The organism is Sporosarcina thermotolerans (assembly GCF_042658975.1).
Taxonomy (GTDB): domain Bacteria; phylum Bacillota; class Bacilli; order Bacillales_A; family Planococcaceae; genus Sporosarcina; species Sporosarcina thermotolerans.
Genome location: NZ_JBHSRM010000001.1, coordinates 32,739 through 50,209, shown reverse-complemented (window position 1 = coordinate 50,209; position 17,471 = coordinate 32,739). Strand labels below are relative to the sequence as shown.

18 protein-coding genes are annotated in these 17,471 nt (G+C 37.6%); 7 read left to right on the top strand and 11 right to left on the bottom strand.

Going from position 1 to position 17,471, the window contains the following annotated elements; genetic code table 11:
- Positions 1–97: 97 nt before the first annotated feature.
- From ACFPZG_RS00260 to rbsK, 6 genes are all read right to left on the bottom strand, one after another.
- Positions 98–904: a YitT family protein gene (locus ACFPZG_RS00260; protein WP_317940444.1), complete on the bottom strand. Its 807-nt coding sequence runs from the start codon at positions 902–904 to the stop codon at positions 98–100.
- A gap of 217 nt (positions 905–1,121) precedes the next feature.
- Positions 1,122–1,520 carry a VOC family protein gene (locus ACFPZG_RS00255; protein WP_283733459.1) on the bottom strand — a complete coding sequence of 133 codons (399 nt, stop codon included), beginning with the start codon at positions 1,518–1,520 and terminating at the stop codon, positions 1,122–1,124.
- A gap of 97 nt (positions 1,521–1,617) precedes the next feature.
- A complete protein-coding gene (locus ACFPZG_RS00250) occupies positions 1,618–2,505 on the bottom strand; it encodes a TIGR01777 family oxidoreductase (protein WP_317940443.1) in 888 nt (295 codons plus the stop codon).
- A 66-nt stretch (positions 2,506–2,571) separates the two neighbouring features.
- The gene (locus ACFPZG_RS00245) at positions 2,572–3,495 is read right to left on the bottom strand and encodes a DMT family transporter (RefSeq protein ID WP_317940442.1); all 924 of its coding nucleotides are present in this window, start codon (positions 3,493–3,495) and stop codon (positions 2,572–2,574) included.
- 120 nt (positions 3,496–3,615) lie between these two features.
- Positions 3,616–4,527: a nucleoside hydrolase gene (locus ACFPZG_RS00240; protein ID WP_317940441.1), complete on the bottom strand. Its 912-nt coding sequence runs from the start codon at positions 4,525–4,527 to the stop codon at positions 3,616–3,618.
- Positions 4,528–4,548: 21 nt separating this feature from the next.
- Entirely contained in the window at positions 4,549–5,454 is a 906-nt protein-coding gene (rbsK, locus tag ACFPZG_RS00235) for a ribokinase (RefSeq protein ID WP_317940440.1), read from the bottom strand.
- A 101-nt stretch (positions 5,455–5,555) separates the two neighbouring features.
- On the opposite strand from rbsK, the gene ACFPZG_RS00230 reads away from it, so the two are divergent.
- Both ACFPZG_RS00230 and ACFPZG_RS00225 read left to right on the top strand, forming a co-directional pair.
- Positions 5,556–6,518 (top strand): aromatic acid exporter family protein, encoded by a 963-nt coding sequence (locus ACFPZG_RS00230; protein ID WP_283733458.1) that lies wholly within the window; start codon positions 5,556–5,558, stop codon positions 6,516–6,518.
- A 74-nt stretch (positions 6,519–6,592) separates the two neighbouring features.
- Entirely contained in the window at positions 6,593–7,525 is a 933-nt protein-coding gene (locus ACFPZG_RS00225; RefSeq protein ID WP_283733457.1) for a GNAT family N-acetyltransferase, read from the top strand.
- A 235-nt stretch (positions 7,526–7,760) separates the two neighbouring features.
- On the opposite strand, the gene ACFPZG_RS00220 is transcribed toward ACFPZG_RS00225, so the two are convergent.
- Positions 7,761–8,306, bottom strand: coding sequence for a GNAT family N-acetyltransferase (locus ACFPZG_RS00220; protein ID WP_283733456.1), 546 nt, complete (start codon positions 8,304–8,306; stop codon positions 7,761–7,763).
- A 145-nt stretch (positions 8,307–8,451) separates the two neighbouring features.
- Here ACFPZG_RS00220 and ACFPZG_RS00215 point away from each other — a divergent pair, with 145 nt between their 5' ends.
- Positions 8,452–9,411 carry an NAD(P)-dependent alcohol dehydrogenase gene (locus tag ACFPZG_RS00215; RefSeq protein ID WP_317940439.1) on the top strand — a complete coding sequence of 320 codons (960 nt, stop codon included), beginning with the start codon at positions 8,452–8,454 and terminating at the stop codon, positions 9,409–9,411.
- Between the two features lie 185 nt (positions 9,412–9,596).
- Here ACFPZG_RS00215 and ACFPZG_RS00210 read toward each other — a convergent pair whose 3' ends face one another.
- Positions 9,597–10,112, bottom strand: coding sequence for a hypothetical protein (locus ACFPZG_RS00210; protein ID WP_317940438.1), 516 nt, complete (start codon positions 10,110–10,112; stop codon positions 9,597–9,599).
- A complete protein-coding gene (locus ACFPZG_RS00205) occupies positions 10,109–10,591 on the bottom strand; it encodes an RNA polymerase sigma factor (RefSeq protein ID WP_283733454.1) in 483 nt (160 codons plus the stop codon). The genes ACFPZG_RS00210 and ACFPZG_RS00205 overlap by 4 nt, the downstream gene beginning before the upstream one ends.
- Before the next feature lie 113 nt (positions 10,592–10,704).
- Between ACFPZG_RS00205 and ACFPZG_RS00200 the strand changes: the two genes are divergently transcribed.
- On the top strand, positions 10,705–11,163 hold the full coding sequence (locus ACFPZG_RS00200; protein WP_283733453.1) for a staygreen family protein: 459 nt from the start codon (positions 10,705–10,707) through the stop codon (positions 11,161–11,163).
- Between the two features lie 175 nt (positions 11,164–11,338).
- On the opposite strand, the gene ACFPZG_RS00195 is transcribed toward ACFPZG_RS00200, so the two are convergent.
- Positions 11,339–11,977, bottom strand: a complete 639-nt coding sequence (locus ACFPZG_RS00195; protein ID WP_283733452.1) for an alpha/beta hydrolase — start codon at positions 11,975–11,977, stop codon at positions 11,339–11,341.
- Between the two features lie 506 nt (positions 11,978–12,483).
- On the opposite strand from ACFPZG_RS00195, the gene ACFPZG_RS00190 reads away from it, so the two are divergent.
- Positions 12,484–13,047, top strand: a complete 564-nt coding sequence (locus ACFPZG_RS00190; RefSeq protein WP_283733451.1) for a sigma-70 family RNA polymerase sigma factor — start codon at positions 12,484–12,486, stop codon at positions 13,045–13,047.
- A complete protein-coding gene (locus tag ACFPZG_RS00185; protein ID WP_283733450.1) occupies positions 13,031–14,083 on the top strand; it encodes a DUF4179 domain-containing protein in 1,053 nt (350 codons plus the stop codon). Before ACFPZG_RS00190 ends, ACFPZG_RS00185 begins: the two co-directional genes overlap by 17 nt.
- A gap of 176 nt (positions 14,084–14,259) precedes the next feature.
- Here ACFPZG_RS00185 and ACFPZG_RS00180 read toward each other — a convergent pair whose 3' ends face one another.
- Positions 14,260–14,805: a histidine phosphatase family protein gene (locus ACFPZG_RS00180; RefSeq protein ID WP_283734554.1), complete on the bottom strand. Its 546-nt coding sequence runs from the start codon at positions 14,803–14,805 to the stop codon at positions 14,260–14,262.
- A 527-nt stretch (positions 14,806–15,332) separates the two neighbouring features.
- Here ACFPZG_RS00180 and ACFPZG_RS00175 point away from each other — a divergent pair.
- Complete coding sequence (locus ACFPZG_RS00175; RefSeq protein ID WP_381426362.1) at positions 15,333–17,447, top strand: AAA family ATPase; 2,115 nt, start codon at positions 15,333–15,335, stop codon at positions 17,445–17,447.
- The last annotated feature ends 24 nt before the right edge of the window (positions 17,448–17,471 follow it).

Genomic DNA, 17,471 nt, shown 5'->3' with positions numbered 1-17,471 from the left:
TCCTGCAAATTAGATATTTTACGGCGTGCTTAGTATTGTAAAATATCCTAAAACTATGCGCGGATTGGGATTAACGGGGCATACTAACTAGGTAAATCTAATTTTTTGCAAACTGACCATCGACTTCAATCGTTTCAAATATATTAATGAAGGCATTTTTATCATACTTGCGGACAATTTTTTTAATCTGCATCGTCTCGTAACGTGTCACCACCATCATTAGGATATGTTTTGTTTCCTGTGTATACCCGCCATAACCTTCAGTGATCGTAATGCCCCGATAGACGGAATCCAGCAATTCTTTCCGTATGGACTCTCCTTTTGTCGTCACAATCTGCATCGTTAATTTAATGTGATCAGTATGGAGTGTATCAATCATTTTACCTGTCAAATAAATGGACAGTAGTGTATATAAAGCAATATTCCAATCGAAGAAAGCTCCGGAAATAAGGACGATGACACCATTCATCCCAGTAAGGAGAAGACCAACGCTTACATTACTTGTTCGGGAAAGGATGATTGCAATAATATCCAATCCGCCAGACGTGCCTGAGTACTTTAAAATCAGCCCGACACCAATACCGCCTATGATACCCCCAAAAATAGCTGAGAGAAGGATATTATCTGTAATAGGAACAGCAGGTAAAAGATATAAAAAAGCTGAAAGGGAAGCTACGCAAACGAGTGTGTTAATCGTTATTGTTCGGCCAAGTTTAATGTATCCTAAAATGAGTAACGGTAAATTGAGCAAGAGATTCATTAGCCCAATATCAAATGGAGTAACAAGGCCAATTAAAATGGCAAGCCCGCTTATTCCGCTGCTTAAAATTCCATACGGCACCAAAAAGAAATTGAATCCAAATGCAACAATGAGCGAACCAACAATGACAACCAAGTTTTTCAATTTAGTAAACCTCCCTTTCCTGAAAGAAGACAACTTATGAAACTAAAAATAAAAAACCCGTCCCGCAACAGGGACGAGTTCTTACTCGCGATACCACCCAAATTACTTTTTCACGTCTTAGATTTTCTTATATTAGAAGTAATCTACCAGAAGGAAAACAGGGTTGTCAACATGCTTTATTGATATAACATTATTGATAATATTTACAATTTTTATTTCAAAAAGGAAGATCCATTTGCCACGAAACTCCGAAGCGATCGTTTACCCAACCAAACTTCTTACTGAACCCGTAATTATCTATTGGCATCAGTGCCTGACCGCCTTCAAGCAGTTTCTCGTATAGTTCAGTGAGTTCTTCTTCAGAATCACAAGTGATATAGATAGAGAAAGAAGGTGTAAATGTAAACTGATGCTTCACATTACTGTCAATACACATGAATTCCTGCCCTTTTAAAGAGAATCTGGCTTGCATCACTGTGCCTTCATCTCCTGGTCCTTCTGCTCCGTAACGGACAATGCTCAGTATCTCTGAATCCTTAACGAGTGAAGTGTAAAAGTTCATCGCTTCTTCTGCATTACCCTCTTGGAACATTAAAAAAGGTAAAACTTTTCCCATGGTAAATCGTCTCCTTGTCTAATTGCAAATTTTGCTATCCTTATTAAAGTATATCTATCCTTTAATAAATAAACCAATTTATTATAGGCTTTTTCCACTACTTCAAAATCTGCTGAAGTGCCTTTTCAATCGTTTCAAATTTGAAATGAAAACCCTCATTCTTTAGGCGTTCAGGCACAACCCACCGGCTCTTCAATATCAATTCGGTTTCCGTACCTATAAAAACGGCCCCCATTTCAAGCATCCATTTCGGAGAGGAGAGACCAAATTTCCGATTCATCCTTTTGCGAAACTGCGCCATTAGCTCCCGGTTTGTAATTGGAGTTGGCGCTGCACAATTGAACACACCTTCAAGCTGCTCATTCTCTTTTATAAAGAGGACTATACGATATAAGTCTTCAATATGGATCCAGCTAAACATTTGGTTGCCCGGACCCTGAACGCCACCAAGTCCGAAACGGACAAGATTCACGTAGGGTTCCATGACCCCGCCATCCTTGCCTAAGACAATGGCGATACGAAGGGCAACCTGTCTTGTTTTTGGGAGGTCAAATTCAAAAAGAGATGCTTCCCAGGCTTTTGCTACTTCAACGGAAAATCCGCTACCGATTTCCCCGTCCGCTTCAGTCATCGGTCGATCTTCCGCGTGACGATAAATGGTTGCAGTGCTTGAATTAATCCATAGCGGAGGAGGGTTGTCACAATTGGCGATTGTCTGCCCAAGAATTTCGGTTGTCTCTGTTCTTGATTGCATGATTTCTTTCTTGTTTTTATCGTTATAACGGCAATTGACAGTTTTTCCTGCAAGATTGATGAGCATTTCCGCTCCGTCCAACGCTTCCATAATACGTTTTTGATCCGTCCAAGAAATATGCTCAGGACGTCTCGAAATATGGACAACTTCATACCCCGATTCAATAAATTGCTTCTCAAGAAACTGCCCGATGAATCCAGTGCCCCCCGCCAGCACAACCTTCTTCTTCATCTCATCCACTCTTTCCATTTATTCATTACTTTGTAGGACGAAGATGTGCAAGAGATGTTACAGAATTTACCGTTTAATTAACTGTCCCTTTTCCTCTTTCACCTTTCCTCCCGCTATCGATAACCCTGTGACACCAATGAGCATGATAATTGCGCCAACAAGTTGCCATTTACCAAGTACACTACCGAACCAGATGACGGATATGATCATCGCTGTCAGCGGTTCGAAGCTTGAAAGAAGACTTGTTTCGACGGGTGAAATGTACTTCATGCTACCTAAAAATAAAAGGAAGGCAACCGTACCGACGATGATGGCAAGTGAAAGAATCAAGGTAATTTTCCAATCACCGAGGGTTACAAAACCAGCCTGCATTTTCGTAACACTTGTGAGGAACAATGCCCCGCCGCCTATGAGCATCCCCCAGCCTACAGATAAGAGGACACCCCATTCTTTCATTAACCTTGTGGGATAAAGCGTGTAAAATGTAAACGCGAAACCAACAGAAATTCCCCAGGCGACTGCCCCTGCACTAAGTGCAAATCCGGACAGCGAACCATTCGTCAAAAGATAAAAAAGGCCTACCATCGTCACAATCATTCCGACCACTTGCGCGGCAGGCGGCAATACCTTATGCCGAACTGAAACGAAAAGAATAATATAAATGGGTGCTAAAAACTGAAATAATGTCGCAATGACCGCATTACTTGCGTTAATGGACCCGACAAACGCAAGCTGTACACCAAGCATGCCGAACACCCCGAAAATGATCATTTGCTGTAGCCAGACTTTATGCCGCAACGGTTGGTAAATATCCCTACCATTCATTTTTAAAAACAGTAAAACAAAAAAGCCCGCAACTATCAAGCGGACAGTCAGCATGAAGGAGATGGTCATATCGCTCGTCGCAAGGATCCATTCCATCATCGGACCCGTTGCCCCCCACATCATTGCTCCCGTTATGATCATTAAAATACCTTTAAGTCGATTCATTCGCCACTCCCGCCGTTGTTGTGAAGTCTTTTACTAGTCGTTCAACTGTATCGTATCATAAAAAAAAACAGTGTCACACCCAATAAAAACCGGGAGTGACACTGTTTCTTATTTTAGCGTTTATAAAATACGGCCAAGAAAATGGTCTAAAAACTGTTCCGCCTTCACTTCAGTGCAAACTTGAACTTTTGGTTCGCCTTCAGCGGATGCCACTGTTCTTCCGGTCTCTTCTCCATCCAGGACAACCTTTACATTCCATTCTTCCCTTTTAACAAAATCAGGATCTATAGCGACACCTACAGCTAATGGGTCATGCAGGGCGCATCCCCCAAATCCCGGTTCAAATGTTTCGTATGCCTGTATATAAAAGTCTGTCATATCTGCATAAAAACGGGACTCGTCTGTTCCTATAGCCCGCCATTCATCTGTCGTTGCCGCTGGTAAGATTGTCTTCATCGTAACGTCAAGACCGACAATAGTTACTGGAAGCCCTGAGGAAAACACATAATCCGCGGCTTCCGGATCTGCCAATATATTTGCCTCGCTATAAGGTGTTACATTACCAGGGGCAAACACTGCACCACCCATAATGATCACTTCGTTGAAAAGAGGGATTATCTCCGGTGCTTTTATAATAGCCTGGGCAAGATTCGTTAACGGCCCGACTGGAATTAGTGTAATTTCGTGTGGACGCTTTTTTACTTGGCTGATAATGAAATCTACCGCACTTTCAGCCTCCGCTTCCCTGACAGGATTTTCTGAGAAGTTGTTACCCAAGCCATCCTCCCCGTGAACATTAAGTGGGAATTTAGTTATCCCACGTTTCAGCGGTTTATCTGCACCCATGTAGACGGGCACAGTCTTCCTAAGTCTCTCTAAAATCACGAGTGTACTACGGGTTGTATTCTCAAGTGAGTTATTTCCAAAGCATGTCGTTAAACCGATTACATCCAACTCAGGGGATTTTAAAGCATATGTAATTGCTAATGCATCATCAATGCCGGTATCCACATCTACTATTACTGGTTTCATTAGTGATCTCTCCGTTTCAGTTCAATTTAACTTATTGGCCTGTAAAAATTCATCAACTTCTTTTATAGACGGCATACCAGTTTGTGCGCCAAGTTTCGTGACTGAAATTGCCCCAACAACATTGGCAAACCGGCAGCCATCTTCAATTTTAGTACCTGCACATAAAGAAAAGGCCAACGCCCCATTAAACGAATCGCCTGCACCTGTTGTATCAACGGCTTCAACCTGAATGCTTGGAATCTCTAAACAATCGCCGTTATGGTAAAGCATAACCCCTTTGGAACCTTTCGTTACAATGCACTTTTCTTTTAACATCTCTACTTCTTTTTCAGTGCCACCCGTTGAACCGAACAGCAGCGTTTGCTCATGTTCATTAGGCGTTAAATAATCCACCATTTCCAGTAACTCCATAGGGAGCTTTCTAATGGGAGCAGGATTTAATATCGTGAGGGTGTTATGCTTTTTCGCTAACTGTACAGCCCTTATCACACTTTCAAGCGGAATTTCCAATTGTAATAATAGAATATCGCTATTTTTAATCTTATCTTCGTTTTGCTCAATGATATCTAAAGTTATATGGTCATTTGCACCAGGTACAACAATAATGCTATTATCCCTGTCCGATACTGTAATAGAGGCAATACCAGTTGAGCAATCCTTAATCCTAATAATATCTTCAGTGTTTATCCCATGACTTGTTAAATTATTCACTACCGTTTCACCAAAGGAGTCATCACCTACAGCTCCGATCATGGTCACTTCCGCACCAAGCCGAGCCGCAGCCACAGCCTGATTAGCGCCTTTTCCTCCGGGAATGGTATGAAACGAATCACCAAGCAATGTTTCGCCCACTTTAGGGATTCGGCTGGTGCTCGTCACTAAATCCATGTTAATACTTCCAATCACCGTTATTTTACTTTTAGCCATATGACCACCAACTCCTTTCTCTTTTCATGAAACAGTTACTACTATCAGTTTTTTCCTGAACTTGGGTATAATAAAATATAGAAAATAAGAGGGTGATACTTATGATCGGAATGGGTTATCGGACAATTAAAACTGCAATAGGTGCCGGGTTGGCAATTTGGATTGCAAGTTTATTCGACTTGGAGTTTGCGTCATTTGCAGCCATTATCGTCATAATGTGTATAGAGAAGACAAAGAAAAAGACGTTGCATTCCATTCAAAAGAAGTTTTTTGCATCGCTATTATCTCTAATTTTAGGTTCCATCTTTTTTGAGTTATTAGGGTACCATCCTATCACATTGACTCTTTTCATCTTATTTTTCGTCCCTGTACTTGTAAAAACGCGTACTCAAGAAGGATTTATTACAAGCATAGTTGTTGTTTTGCATATTTATACAGTTAAGGAAGCTAACCTCGAAAACTTATTGAATGAGCTCTATATTATTTTCATAGGTATAGGAATCGCCTTACTCGTAAACAGCATTATGCCAAGTTTCAAGAAAGAAATCGAACAATATAAAAAGGATATCGAAAATAAATTCAGCACAATTCTATATCAATTCTCTACATTTTTAAAGGATAGTGAGCAAGAGTGGGATGGAAAAGAGATAGTCGAAGTTGAAAATATCCTTAATCAGGCTAAAAACCTCACTATACAAGATGTAGAAAATCATTTGTTACGAAAAGAAAATAAAGATTATTATTATCTTGAAATGCGAGAGGATCAACTCGAAATCCTAAAACAAATGGTAGCCATCATAGGCATTGTTTCTTCATCGAAGTTGGAAGTCAAACAAAGAGGGATGCTTGCGAGTATCTTTCTGAATATCAGTCAGCATGTGGATTCAGGGGACACAACCATTGCATTAAAGCTATTAGAGGAATACGAAGAATCCATTCGTGAAACAGAATTGCCGAAGACGAGGGAAGAATTTGAAATAAGAGCAAATCTTTTTTATTTAAACTTTGAGATCAAGAACTACTTGATTATTAAGAAGAACATTTTTAACAGAACTAATGTTTAACTTACTTGGTGCGGCTAATAGTTTGGTGAAAGCCATAATAAAATTATTTATTAGCATTAGGGGGAGTACGATAAATGGATACAGGGGAACAGAAGGTTATTATTAAAAATCCAACAGTAGAAGATGCTCAAGTGATTACAGATTTGATATCAGCATGTGATATCGAGGAGATTGGTGAACCGGATATTACATTGTCAGATGTACTGGATATATGGAATTCCGTTCAAATTGAAACAGATGCATGGATTGCCCTTGCTTCAACTAATGAAATAATTGGGTATAGTTTTGTTGAGGTAACAGGAGCTAACAGAATGGATACTTGTGTATTTGTCCACCCGCAGTATAAAAATCAAGGGATTGGTTCACTTCTACTAAACAAAGTGGAGGAACGAGCCAATATTCTAGCTAAAGGGAAAGATGGAGTGCAAACTTTAATGAACCAAGTTCCTTTTAACAATATTGCTGCTCGAAATCTTGTTGAAAATCGTGGATATCAATTTAGTAGGTTGTATGAACGAATGAAAATCGAGTTAAAATCCCCACCAAACGTGCCTTATTTACATGAGGGAATGACGTTACGATCATTTCGGCCTAATCATGACGAAGACACTCTATTCTCGATATACGACGAAACATTCCGGGATGCATGGGGTTATACAAAAAAGGATGGTTCAACATGGATTTCTCAAAAAAAAGCTGACGACTATGATCCCAGCCTATGGTTTATTGTATGGAAGGATTCTGAACCAGTAGGATTCCTCATGAGTAGATTGCAAGATGATGGAGTATTTATTGATTTATTGGGTGTGAAACGGGAATATAGAAAACAAGGATTAGGCAAGGCAATGCTGCTTCATACATTTGGTTTAGCATATAAACGTAAACAAAAAACGATTCTTTTGTATGTAGACAGCGATAGCCTAACAAATGCAAACCGTTTATATCAACAAGTGGGAATGAGCCCCCATTCACAAACAACCGTTTATTCGAAGCAACTAACAATTTGAATAATCCTGAATATCAGCCTGCATGTGGATTCAGGGGACACATCCATTGCATTAAAGCTATTGGAGGAATACGAGGAGTCCATTCGATATTTTTAACAGATGTAAACGTTAACTCCACAATGCCCACGGGGACAGGTTCCTTGGCTTGTTAGGCCAAGGAACCTGTCCTCGTTGCTATTCGATGTTTGTCATATACCGTCTAACGTTTATTTATAAAAGCGCTTGAAATCATCCTCTAAAGATCTTTTAGTCTATAGCCCATTTCAATACGCACTTCATTTTTCTTTACATCTTCATTCGAATAAGATATTGAATTAAATCCAATCAATTCAAAACCATTTTTCAAATAAAACTGGATAGCTGGATAATTAGATGTTTGTGTTTCCAATATGATAGATCTGACGCATAATTCAGTTGCTCTTTTCTTAGCCACTTCCATTAAAATTCTCCCAATACCATTCTTCTTATATCGATCGTCAACATATAAATCATGAATTAATAATGTATTATTCCACTCCATTTGTTGGACTACCATAATAGCAACCTCTTCATCATGAAGCTTTGCCAAATAATATTCCGAACCCTCTTTATACGGTTCGAAAATTTCTTCTTGAATTTCTTTTACAAAAGGGCATGCAAATCTTTCTTCTGTTAAAGAGAAGTTCCAACCATTATCGTTTCTATCTATATGGATATTATAATATTTCTCCGACGTATATTTATAAAATACTTTTTTCCCGTTTGGATAATCTTTTTGATAGATTTGTCGAACAGTTAGCATTCTAATTTCTCCTTGATCAATATTTGAAAATCTGTATTCTATTCAATTAAAACATTATATATTTGCGGAAGTAAATATAGGAGTTAAAGTTTGTCATCTTGAATAGACTGTAAGGACCTGAAATATGTTAATAGGAGGATAGATTTTGAAAGCTTACGTTACAAACAAGTATGGCTCACCCGATGTTTTAGAACTGTTAGATATTGAAAAACCGATTTGTAATGACAATCAAGTCCTAGTAAAAGTACACGCAACATCTATAAACTATGGTAACATTGTGCTTTTGCGTGGAAAGCCTTTTGTTGCGCGTTTTGCATTTGGCATTACGAAGCCTAAATTTAGGATTCCTGGCGGGGATATTGCAGGTACCATTGAAGCTGTCGGGAAAAATGTCAAACACTTTATAGTTGGGGATGAAGTTTTCGGAGATTTATCGAGTAGTGGCTGGAGTGGATATGCAGAATATGTTGCTGTACCAGAAAATTCAATTGCCATGAAACCTAAAAACATTTCCTTTGAAGAGGCAGCTGCATTACCAATGGCTGCATCCACAGCCCTTCAAGCACTTCGAAATAAGGGAAATATCCAAGAAGGACAAGACGTTTTAATTTATGGTGCTTCTGGTGGTGTTGGCACCTTCGCAGTTCAAATTGCAAAAGCATTAGGTGCGAACGTGACAGCTGTTTGTAGTACACGAAATGTTGACATCATAAAATCTTTAGATATAGATCATGTAATAGATTACAAGAAAGAGACTATTTTCGATAAAAATAATACTTATGACTTAATTCTTGGGGTAAATGGGTATCAACCAATATCAGAATACTTAAAAGCACTGAAATCGAGTGGAAAGTTTATACTTGTTGGTGGTTCTCCAAAACAAATGCCTCAAGCAATGTTTCGTTCCATTGGAAACAAAAAGATAAACATTTTCATGCAAACTCATAAACAAGAAGATTTAAATTTCATTAAGGAACTCGCAGAAAATAATCAATTAACTGCTGTTATTGATCGACGATTTTCATTTAACGAATTACCTAATGCCTTTAAGTATTTCGAAGAGGGTCATGCACAAGGTAAAGTTGTTGTTACGATTTCTTCATAAAAAGCCCATTGTGTCCCTAATTTGAGACCCGAAGATGGTGGCACTTTTTGAATGACAACCGCATATGTACAAATTTTCACAGAGATTTGCGATAAAAAGTAGGGGTGTCATGAAAGCTTGACTTTTCAAGATACCCCTTTATTAATTGAGTATATTAAACCCTATTACTTATGATACCGGGCACCTTATCGAATAGGATCTTCGAAGTTCCAGTTAGTATAAATTACTGCTGCAGTAACTGGATCTGTCGACGTGTCTTCCGTAAAACCGCCTATTAGATTGCCCACTCTAAATGTAGGTTCAAATAACTGTTCTTCCTTAGGTGCTGCTGTTGGACCATCTATTCCCAATTCTGTATTATCTGTTACCACTACTTGCATACCGTTATCCAACGTGAAGCTCAGACCATCTTCGCCGACTTCTGTTATCACTCCATCAATATTAACCACTGCACTTGCAGCAGGACCTAAATGATCCACTACAATTCTCTCCGTCAAATCTAACGCTACACCGTTGTTTATATTTGTTAAAGCAACCACAGCGATTACAGCACAAGCAACTAAACTACCAACTACAAGCTTCGTATTTTTCATATAGGCCCTCTTTTCTTTTTTCCCATATTCCATCATCTCTTCTTGCATTTTACTCTTAAATTCTTCGGAAGCCTGAATCTGTTTCATTACTTTCTTATAAGCGCTCATCGCACTTTACTCCCTTCTTCTAAAAAAGTTTTTAGCTTCATTCGTCCCCTTCTCAGCTTCGAGCCTACTGTGTTTACATTCATATCCAATATGTCGGCAATTTCCGCAGTTGTGTAGCCCTCGTAATAATGTAAATAAACAATGACTCTCTCTTTTTGATCAAGTTCGAAAATTTCAGGAAGAACATTCTGTTCTTCTTTTGCAGTAAATGTCATCTCTTCTGTTATCGGTAACGTCTTCCTGACACGGGAAGACTTAAAGTAATCGTTGCATTTATTAAAAGTTACTTTGATGAGCCAAGCCTTTAAATGTGTTTCATTTTCAAAGGTTTTTTTCTGTCTCATGAGTGTCAAATAGACCTCTTGAACAATATCCTCAGCCTCAGACATAATTTTTGTCTGCTGTACAGCAATTCGTATTAAGGTGTCACTATAAGTTTGAACAATTTCATGAACACGTAAGCCGGCGAACGTTTTCATTACTCAACCTCCTTCACTTTATAATACGATTCATTTTCGTTTATTCGTGCAACAGATAGTTTTTAAACGTTTATATTGGCATATGGATACAAAAACGAAATGGAGATGATTGCTTGAGCAAGTTCAATCCAGAAAAGCTATCCGTTCAATATAGAAATGGGTTCAATGCGATGCAACCTGTTATTCCAAGGCGATACACACTTACTCACTCAGATGAGACTGGAGATTTATTTTTAACGATTGGAAATGAATATGCTTGGGATAAAGTTAACCCTCAGATGAGAGATGAAGTGTTAGGTGAATGGTGGATGAATAGGGGCTGTTTATATTTCTATGTTTCTTTATATATAGACCAAGGAGAATACAATCAAAATACATCTGCAAAACGCTTTGAAATATTTAAACGTGAGTTACCACTTGCACTAAGAGCTATACGATACGGTGATAACCTTTTATTCAGTAATTACCCTAACCTAGATAATGCAATTATTGTAGTAAATTTTATTTCTACTTATCCTCAGTTCGCTATTCAAGAGAATTGGGGCACTTTCAGCAGTTTGTCCACAACATGATCTTCTTTATTAATGAGTAAAGTACAAATTTAATATCTAATAGGAAGTTTTAAAGCATAACACGATTAAAGAGTACCATCCTTAAGCAGTTTTCCCAAAATAGAGCACTTCAGTAATCTTTACTGAAGTGCTCTATTTTTAAATCAATAAATAAAACTCCTAAAAGTTATTTTGTTTATAGCTGCTGATCGAGCCATTCCCGGAAATCATTGTAGTTTTCTAACGAAATTGTGTGTCCTGCTGGATAAGCATGATAGGTTACAGCAGCACCTAATTTATTGAAATAATCCCGATTCGCTTCGCCCCATGCAAGTGGAAAAACTGGATCCTTTTCACCATGAGAAATAAATATCTGTAGATTGCTTGTTTGCTGTTTCGAGTACTCTTCTCTTACAAAGAGTGGAATGTAACCGCTAAAGGCCATCACTCCCTTTATTCTTCCCCTCATCGTTAAACCGAGAGTCATCGAGAGAATGGCTCCTTGGCTAAAACCGCCTAAGAATACCTTTTCCGGGTCTATTGCATATGTATTTAAGGCATTTTCAATAAATTCCTCCAACTTCCGAACCGTATCAGCAAATACTGAACGATGAGGTTTTCCAAATCCTTCAATCGTGAAGTACGCAAATCCAGGTGGCTGTTCAATCGGACCTCGAATACCAAATATGTAGGCATCCTTTTCAAGCCCACTTACTAAAGTCAAAATATCCTGTTCATTACTTCCCATTCCATGCATTAGGAATATTGCAGGATAAGTTCTTCCTAATTCTTCTGTTGCCGGCTTACGCATTTCGTAAATAAAAGTATTACCCATTGGTATCATCCTTATCTGTAAGCTTTAATGGTACGGTTCTCCGTACTATCTCTATATGCAGTTTTTATTTATCCTTAATTCCACATATTCTACCATATATCCCTACGTTTTATTTAACTCTTCTAATGTTGAACTATATAGCTTTCATCTAGTTGAAAAGAAAAATTTAACCGGTTTTCTATACTAGAATATTCTTGAAAATATCCATTCATATTAATTTAGCCAACACGCATAAAAATCATTCCAAAAGAAACATCTTGTTTTCTCAACTATTTAAGCATCATAAAAATTCATCAAACTGCCCCTGCTACAACTCTTCTAAATTCTTTAATTTTGAGGTACTCGATTACATTAGTATATGAAGGGGATTTTCATCATAACGAGAATGAATGAAGTAATCGATCTCTATTTTAAAAACATTTTTTTATTTGCGAAAACTGTCTGCCACTTAACGTTATATATAGTGTAAAAGCTTTTACAAAATCGTTTTAGGAAAGGAGATTCGGATGAAAATTAACGAGCAAAATTTTATAGCCCTTCTTCAAGCCGGCGAAGAAGAAGCTCTTGATTATGTGATTGATCATTATTTACCGCTTATTAAAGGGGTGGTCGTAAAAACATTAGGACCACTTAATAAAAATGATCTGTCTAAGGAATGCTGTAACGAAATTTTATTGTCGATTTGGAAAAATGCCAAAAAGTTTATGGGTGAGCCTACGGATTTTCAAAAATGGGTTTGTGTCATTGCAAAATATAAGGCAGTCGATTATATCCGTACCGAAATGCGAAAAAAAGAGAGCCTTTCTCTTAATTTAGACTTCACAGCAGACGAATTAACGTACCAAAAAAATATGCTACTCGAAGAGCAGCAAAATATTTACGTCATTATCTCAAAATTAAAACCAGTTAATCAAAAAATATTTATTATGAAATACTTACTAGACTATGACACAGAGGAAATCGCACGTCAGCTTCAAATGACAAAGTCTGCTATCGATAATCGACTTTATCACGGAAAAAAGAAGCTTAAAAAATCATTAGGAGGTATTCAAATTGAAGAAACAATTTAATCATTTTAATGAAATTGATATAAATGTCCATGAATTTGAAGAGGTGGAGGTACCAGAGTTTGAAAAGGCACAATTTAAAAAGGATTTGCGAAAACAAATCAAAAAAAATAGCTCTCAAAAATGGACGAAAGGAATTGCAGCTGCATGCCTAGCTATTGGTATTGGTGCCACTTCATTGGTTGGACTTTCATACACAACATTTGCACAGGAAATTCCGTTCGTAAATAGTATTTTTAAGCTGTTCTCTGAAAAAGATCATGGCACAACATTAGTTGGCTATGACAAATTTGCAGAAGCTGAAAATATGACGGTTGAAAGTAATGGCACGACAATTACAATTACCGAAACATTATTAGACAGTAAAAAGCTTTTCGTTAGCTACTCAATTGAAACAGACAAAGATTTAGGTCCAATTGCCTTAATCGATGGTAGTTTCACATTAAATGGTGGGCAAAACTCCTTGTTCCATGCAGAGCATGACATTTATAAAATCGCTCACAAAAAATATGCAGGTATGACAACCGTTATTTTACCTTTATCACATTCTATTGATGAAGGTACGTTCCAATTCAATATCCGTGAATTATCTAATCCTGAAAACGGTGACATCGTTCAAGGCGAATGGGATTTCGAAATTTATGCAGTGGCCTCTGATACAATTGTTCAAACAGTTGAAGTTCCTAAATCAGAAAAGAACGATCTAAACGTAGAAATCAACAAAATTACGTATACACCATACTCATCCATCGTTAATTACAAAGAAGGCATACACAATGAAATGCTAAATAATAAATATAACGTAATTTATTCAGAATTACTGTTAAAGGATGACTTAGGAAATACGTATAAATCCAAGTTTAACGGTGGATATGGGAATTCTGGTGTAACAGATTATATGATTACATTTGGACAGCTGCACCCAGATGCTAAAACGTTAATATTCACACCTATATTCCACTTTAAAAACTTAGATAACATTTATGAGTCGGTTGAAACAATGCAACTAGACGATATCATTTTAGATGTTGAGCGATAAAAAATACAAATGCTTAATGATGAAATGAGCACAAAATCGACCATAGTATAATATTCGTTCAAAAGAGGATACGATAAAACCACTCAAAGCATAAAAATACTTTGAGTGGTTTATTAATTATTCTTTATTACTTATGGTACGGTTCGCCTATGCTTTTCTGATAAAGCAACTTTCCTCTAACTACATAAAGCACTCAAATCTGCTAAAGATAATTGACTAACTACATCATAACCATTTCCTTCCCCTTTAGGCTTAACAATAACTGTCCCCATATAAGGTATTTGACCTAAACCTATCCCTTCTGGGAAACTGTGAGCAACAATCACTTTATTTCTTCCCTCTGCTGGTACCATTTCCAAAACAGACTTAAAATTATTTAAAATTCGTTGTCTATCACTGCTAGCTAAATTTCCATCCAACCTATATATCTCAAACCAAAAGGGATTGACTTGAACATTGCAACTTCCAAATGCTAACTGTGCTGTTTCAATCGTCCTGCAAAAAGGACTTGCGGAAATAGGATATTGAAACGGTATTTGTAAGTATCGGAGAATTTCTCCATAGTAAATAGCCTGACGACGTCCCGTCTCAGAAAGATTTCTTTGGGTTAAACAATTTCGAAAGTTTATATTGGCTAAATCACTTCCAACAGTTGCTTCCCCATGCCTTGCATAAAATATAAATCCCCCAGTTCTAAGGGCGTTAAGTAACAATTTATTCAGTGCATTTTTCTCCTTTCATATAAACATTCTTTTACTGTTAGTGTATGACATGGGTTATTAATCAGTTAAAAAAACAAACAGGAATTATTAATACCTTATATCTCGATTCCATTCCACTGTTTCTCAATTTCACAATGTGGTAATATTTATCTATGTTTATGGATGAGTAGAAAATATCTGTTCGGGAGGGTCTATTTTTAGTGAAGGCTCTGAGAATGATAGGCGAATAGTTTCACAGAGAAAGAGAGGTACTGTCAGTGGGGATTTTTAGTCGAAAAATAAAGACGATGGAAGAAGTAGAGGAAGAGCCAAAAGAAATCGAAGTAGGCTTAAGAGTTCGACAAACCGACCAAGGTTTTTTCGGTGTTTATCAAGCGCAAACAGGGGACGAACTTTTAATCACGGAAACAAAAGAAAAGGCTGAAAGGGCACAAGGTCGACTTGAAAATTTAATTAACTGGAATAGACCGGAAGACATTTATTTAATGATTCTCAGCGGTGAAACGGATTATGAAATATTTACGGAAATGAACAAAATCGTTGATTATTATGACATGAGAACGGAAGAAGACAGCATGAATGAGTGGCTTACTTACTCTAAAAGAAACGATGGTATTTACTATAATGTCGAGGATGATAATGACCGACAATATACAGTTTCAGGAGAATTGATTATTGACGGTTTAGCCATTCATCAGGAGAAAAGTGGAATTTGGACGATTGACCACATCCCTACAGCCGTTATGATGACAAATATGCCCAGCTATGAAACAGCAAGAAATCTTGCAGAATACATGTCCAAATTAATTCGTTGGGGAGAAAGAGAAGTTGTTGATTTATTCTGTGAAACAACGGATTTCAAAGAACATTTAAGCATGGCAAAGAAGGCAGTATTGAATAAGCAGACTATTCCAGAAGTTCCAGAAAGGCTTTCTTACAAGTTGGAATTTTTCTATATCCAAAATGAAAAAACAGACTTTCATCGATTCAATAAGGCCATTGACCAATTAATGGGGATGACCGGTTTGGATGTTTTTAAAAGACAAGTGTTAAAAATGATCTATTCATTGGTGGGTAGGGAGAAAAATTCAGATAATATTAGACAAAATAAACCCAATATTCATATGGCATTTATGGGTCCCGCTGGAACAGGAAAGACGGAGATGGCTCGCATTATGAGTGATATCTTTGCCTCATTGGGGTATTTGGATAAAGGGCATTTAGTAGAAGTTGATCGATCTCAGCTTGTTGCAGAACATATTGGGAAAACAGCTCCCAAAGTTAAAAAAGCTGTGAGTAAAGCACTGGGCGGAACATTATTCATCGATGAAGCCTATTCACTAGTAGGGGATGAACAGGATTTTGGACCTGAGGCGATCGCTACATTGATCAAAGAAATGGAAGATCATAAAGGAGAATTTATGGTCATTCTAGCGGGTTATCAAGCAGACATGGAGAAATTAATTAATTCTAATGAAGGATTTCGTTCCCGGATTAAACAACATTTTCACTTCTATGATTATACACCGGAACAAGTAGCGGTCATTATCCAAAATATCTTAGTAGATAAGGGATATATCTGTCCTGACGATGTAAAAAAGGAAATTACACGAGCAATCAAAGGACAAGCAAAACAAGGGAAAGTGGACGGAAATGCAAGAATGGCCCGAAATATTGCAGAAGAGATAGAAGAGGAATTAAATATCCGCGTAGGAAAAGATCGTGAACAGAAGATCAAAAATACACGAATGATTACCGTTGAAGATGTAAAACGTGCGACAGATAAGCAAGCAAATAATCAAAATCGCCAAGAATTAGAGTCGATCAAACAATCAGCAATAAATAAATTGCAGAGCTTAATCGGATTACAGGATATAAAAACGGAAGCACAGAGAATTTTGAACACGATTGTGATTGATAACTTGCGCTTTCAAAATGGGTTAAGTCCGGAGAAAACGAAAATGCACATGGTTTTTTACGGCCCTCCAGGTACTGGTAAAACAACGGTAGCAAGAGTAATGGGTGAATTTTTAAAAGGGGCAGGCATTCTGTCGAATGGGCATTTTATTGAAGCATCAAGAAGTGACCTTGTGGCCGGATATGTCGGTCAGACCGCTTTAAAAACAAAAGACATTATTTCAAAAGCAATGGGCGGCATTTTATTTATTGATGAAGCCTATTCTTTGGCCTCTGATGATACATCTGGATTTGGAAAAGAAGCCTTAGATACACTCATTAAAGAAATGGAAGATCATGCGGATAATTTAGTGGTTATTTTGGCTGGGTACCGCAAAGATATGGAGAAACTGATGGACCTCAATGAAGGTCTGCGTTCACGGATTCCTTACCATTTTGATTTCCCTCATTATTCAGCGGAGGAATTATACCAAATGGCGCTTCTTCAATTAAAACAAAAGGATGGCTTGATTCTTAGTGAGGAAGCCAGCAAGTGGCTACAGGTTTATATTAACCAAAAAGTAAAGGAAAACAACGGATTTATTGATGGCGATGGCCGCTGGATCAGAAACTTGACGCAAGAGATAAGGAACAATCAAGCAGATCGGTTAACTTTATTAGATCAAGAGGCAATCACCTTTGAATTATTACAGGAAATTGAAATAACAGATATCCCAAAGGACTAAACATTTCTTTTGTCTGATTGGTCA

Bases quoted from the DNA above. Each gene is read 5' to 3' on its own strand.
- ACFPZG_RS00255 (WP_283733459.1), bottom strand. From the start codon at position 1,520: ATGGGAAAAGTTTTACCTTTTTTAATGTTCCAAGAGGGTAATGCAGAA.
- rbsK (WP_317940440.1), bottom strand. From the start codon at position 5,454: ATGGCTAAAAGTAAAATAACGGTGATTGGAAGTATTAACATGGATTTA.
- ACFPZG_RS00175 (WP_381426362.1), top strand. From the start codon at position 15,333: ATGAACAAAATCGTTGATTATTATGACATGAGAACGGAAGAAGACAGC.
- ACFPZG_RS00240 (WP_317940441.1), bottom strand. From the start codon at position 4,527: ATGAAACCAGTAATAGTAGATGTGGATACCGGCATTGATGATGCATTA.
- ACFPZG_RS00250 (WP_317940443.1), bottom strand. From the start codon at position 2,505: ATGAAGAAGAAGGTTGTGCTGGCGGGGGGCACTGGATTCATCGGGCAG.
- ACFPZG_RS00220 (WP_283733456.1), bottom strand. From the start codon at position 8,306: ATGCTAACTGTTCGACAAATCTATCAAAAAGATTATCCAAACGGGAAA.
- ACFPZG_RS00230 (WP_283733458.1), top strand. From the start codon at position 5,556: ATGATCGGAATGGGTTATCGGACAATTAAAACTGCAATAGGTGCCGGG.
- ACFPZG_RS00190 (WP_283733451.1), top strand. From the start codon at position 12,484: ATGAAAATTAACGAGCAAAATTTTATAGCCCTTCTTCAAGCCGGCGAA.
- ACFPZG_RS00210 (WP_317940438.1), bottom strand. From the start codon at position 10,112: ATGAGCGCTTATAAGAAAGTAATGAAACAGATTCAGGCTTCCGAAGAA.
- ACFPZG_RS00195 (WP_283733452.1), bottom strand. From the start codon at position 11,977: ATGGGTAATACTTTTATTTACGAAATGCGTAAGCCGGCAACAGAAGAA.
- ACFPZG_RS00205 (WP_283733454.1), bottom strand. From the start codon at position 10,591: ATGAAAACGTTCGCCGGCTTACGTGTTCATGAAATTGTTCAAACTTAT.
- ACFPZG_RS00225 (WP_283733457.1), top strand. From the start codon at position 6,593: ATGGATACAGGGGAACAGAAGGTTATTATTAAAAATCCAACAGTAGAA.
- ACFPZG_RS00245 (WP_317940442.1), bottom strand. From the start codon at position 3,495: ATGAATCGACTTAAAGGTATTTTAATGATCATAACGGGAGCAATGATG.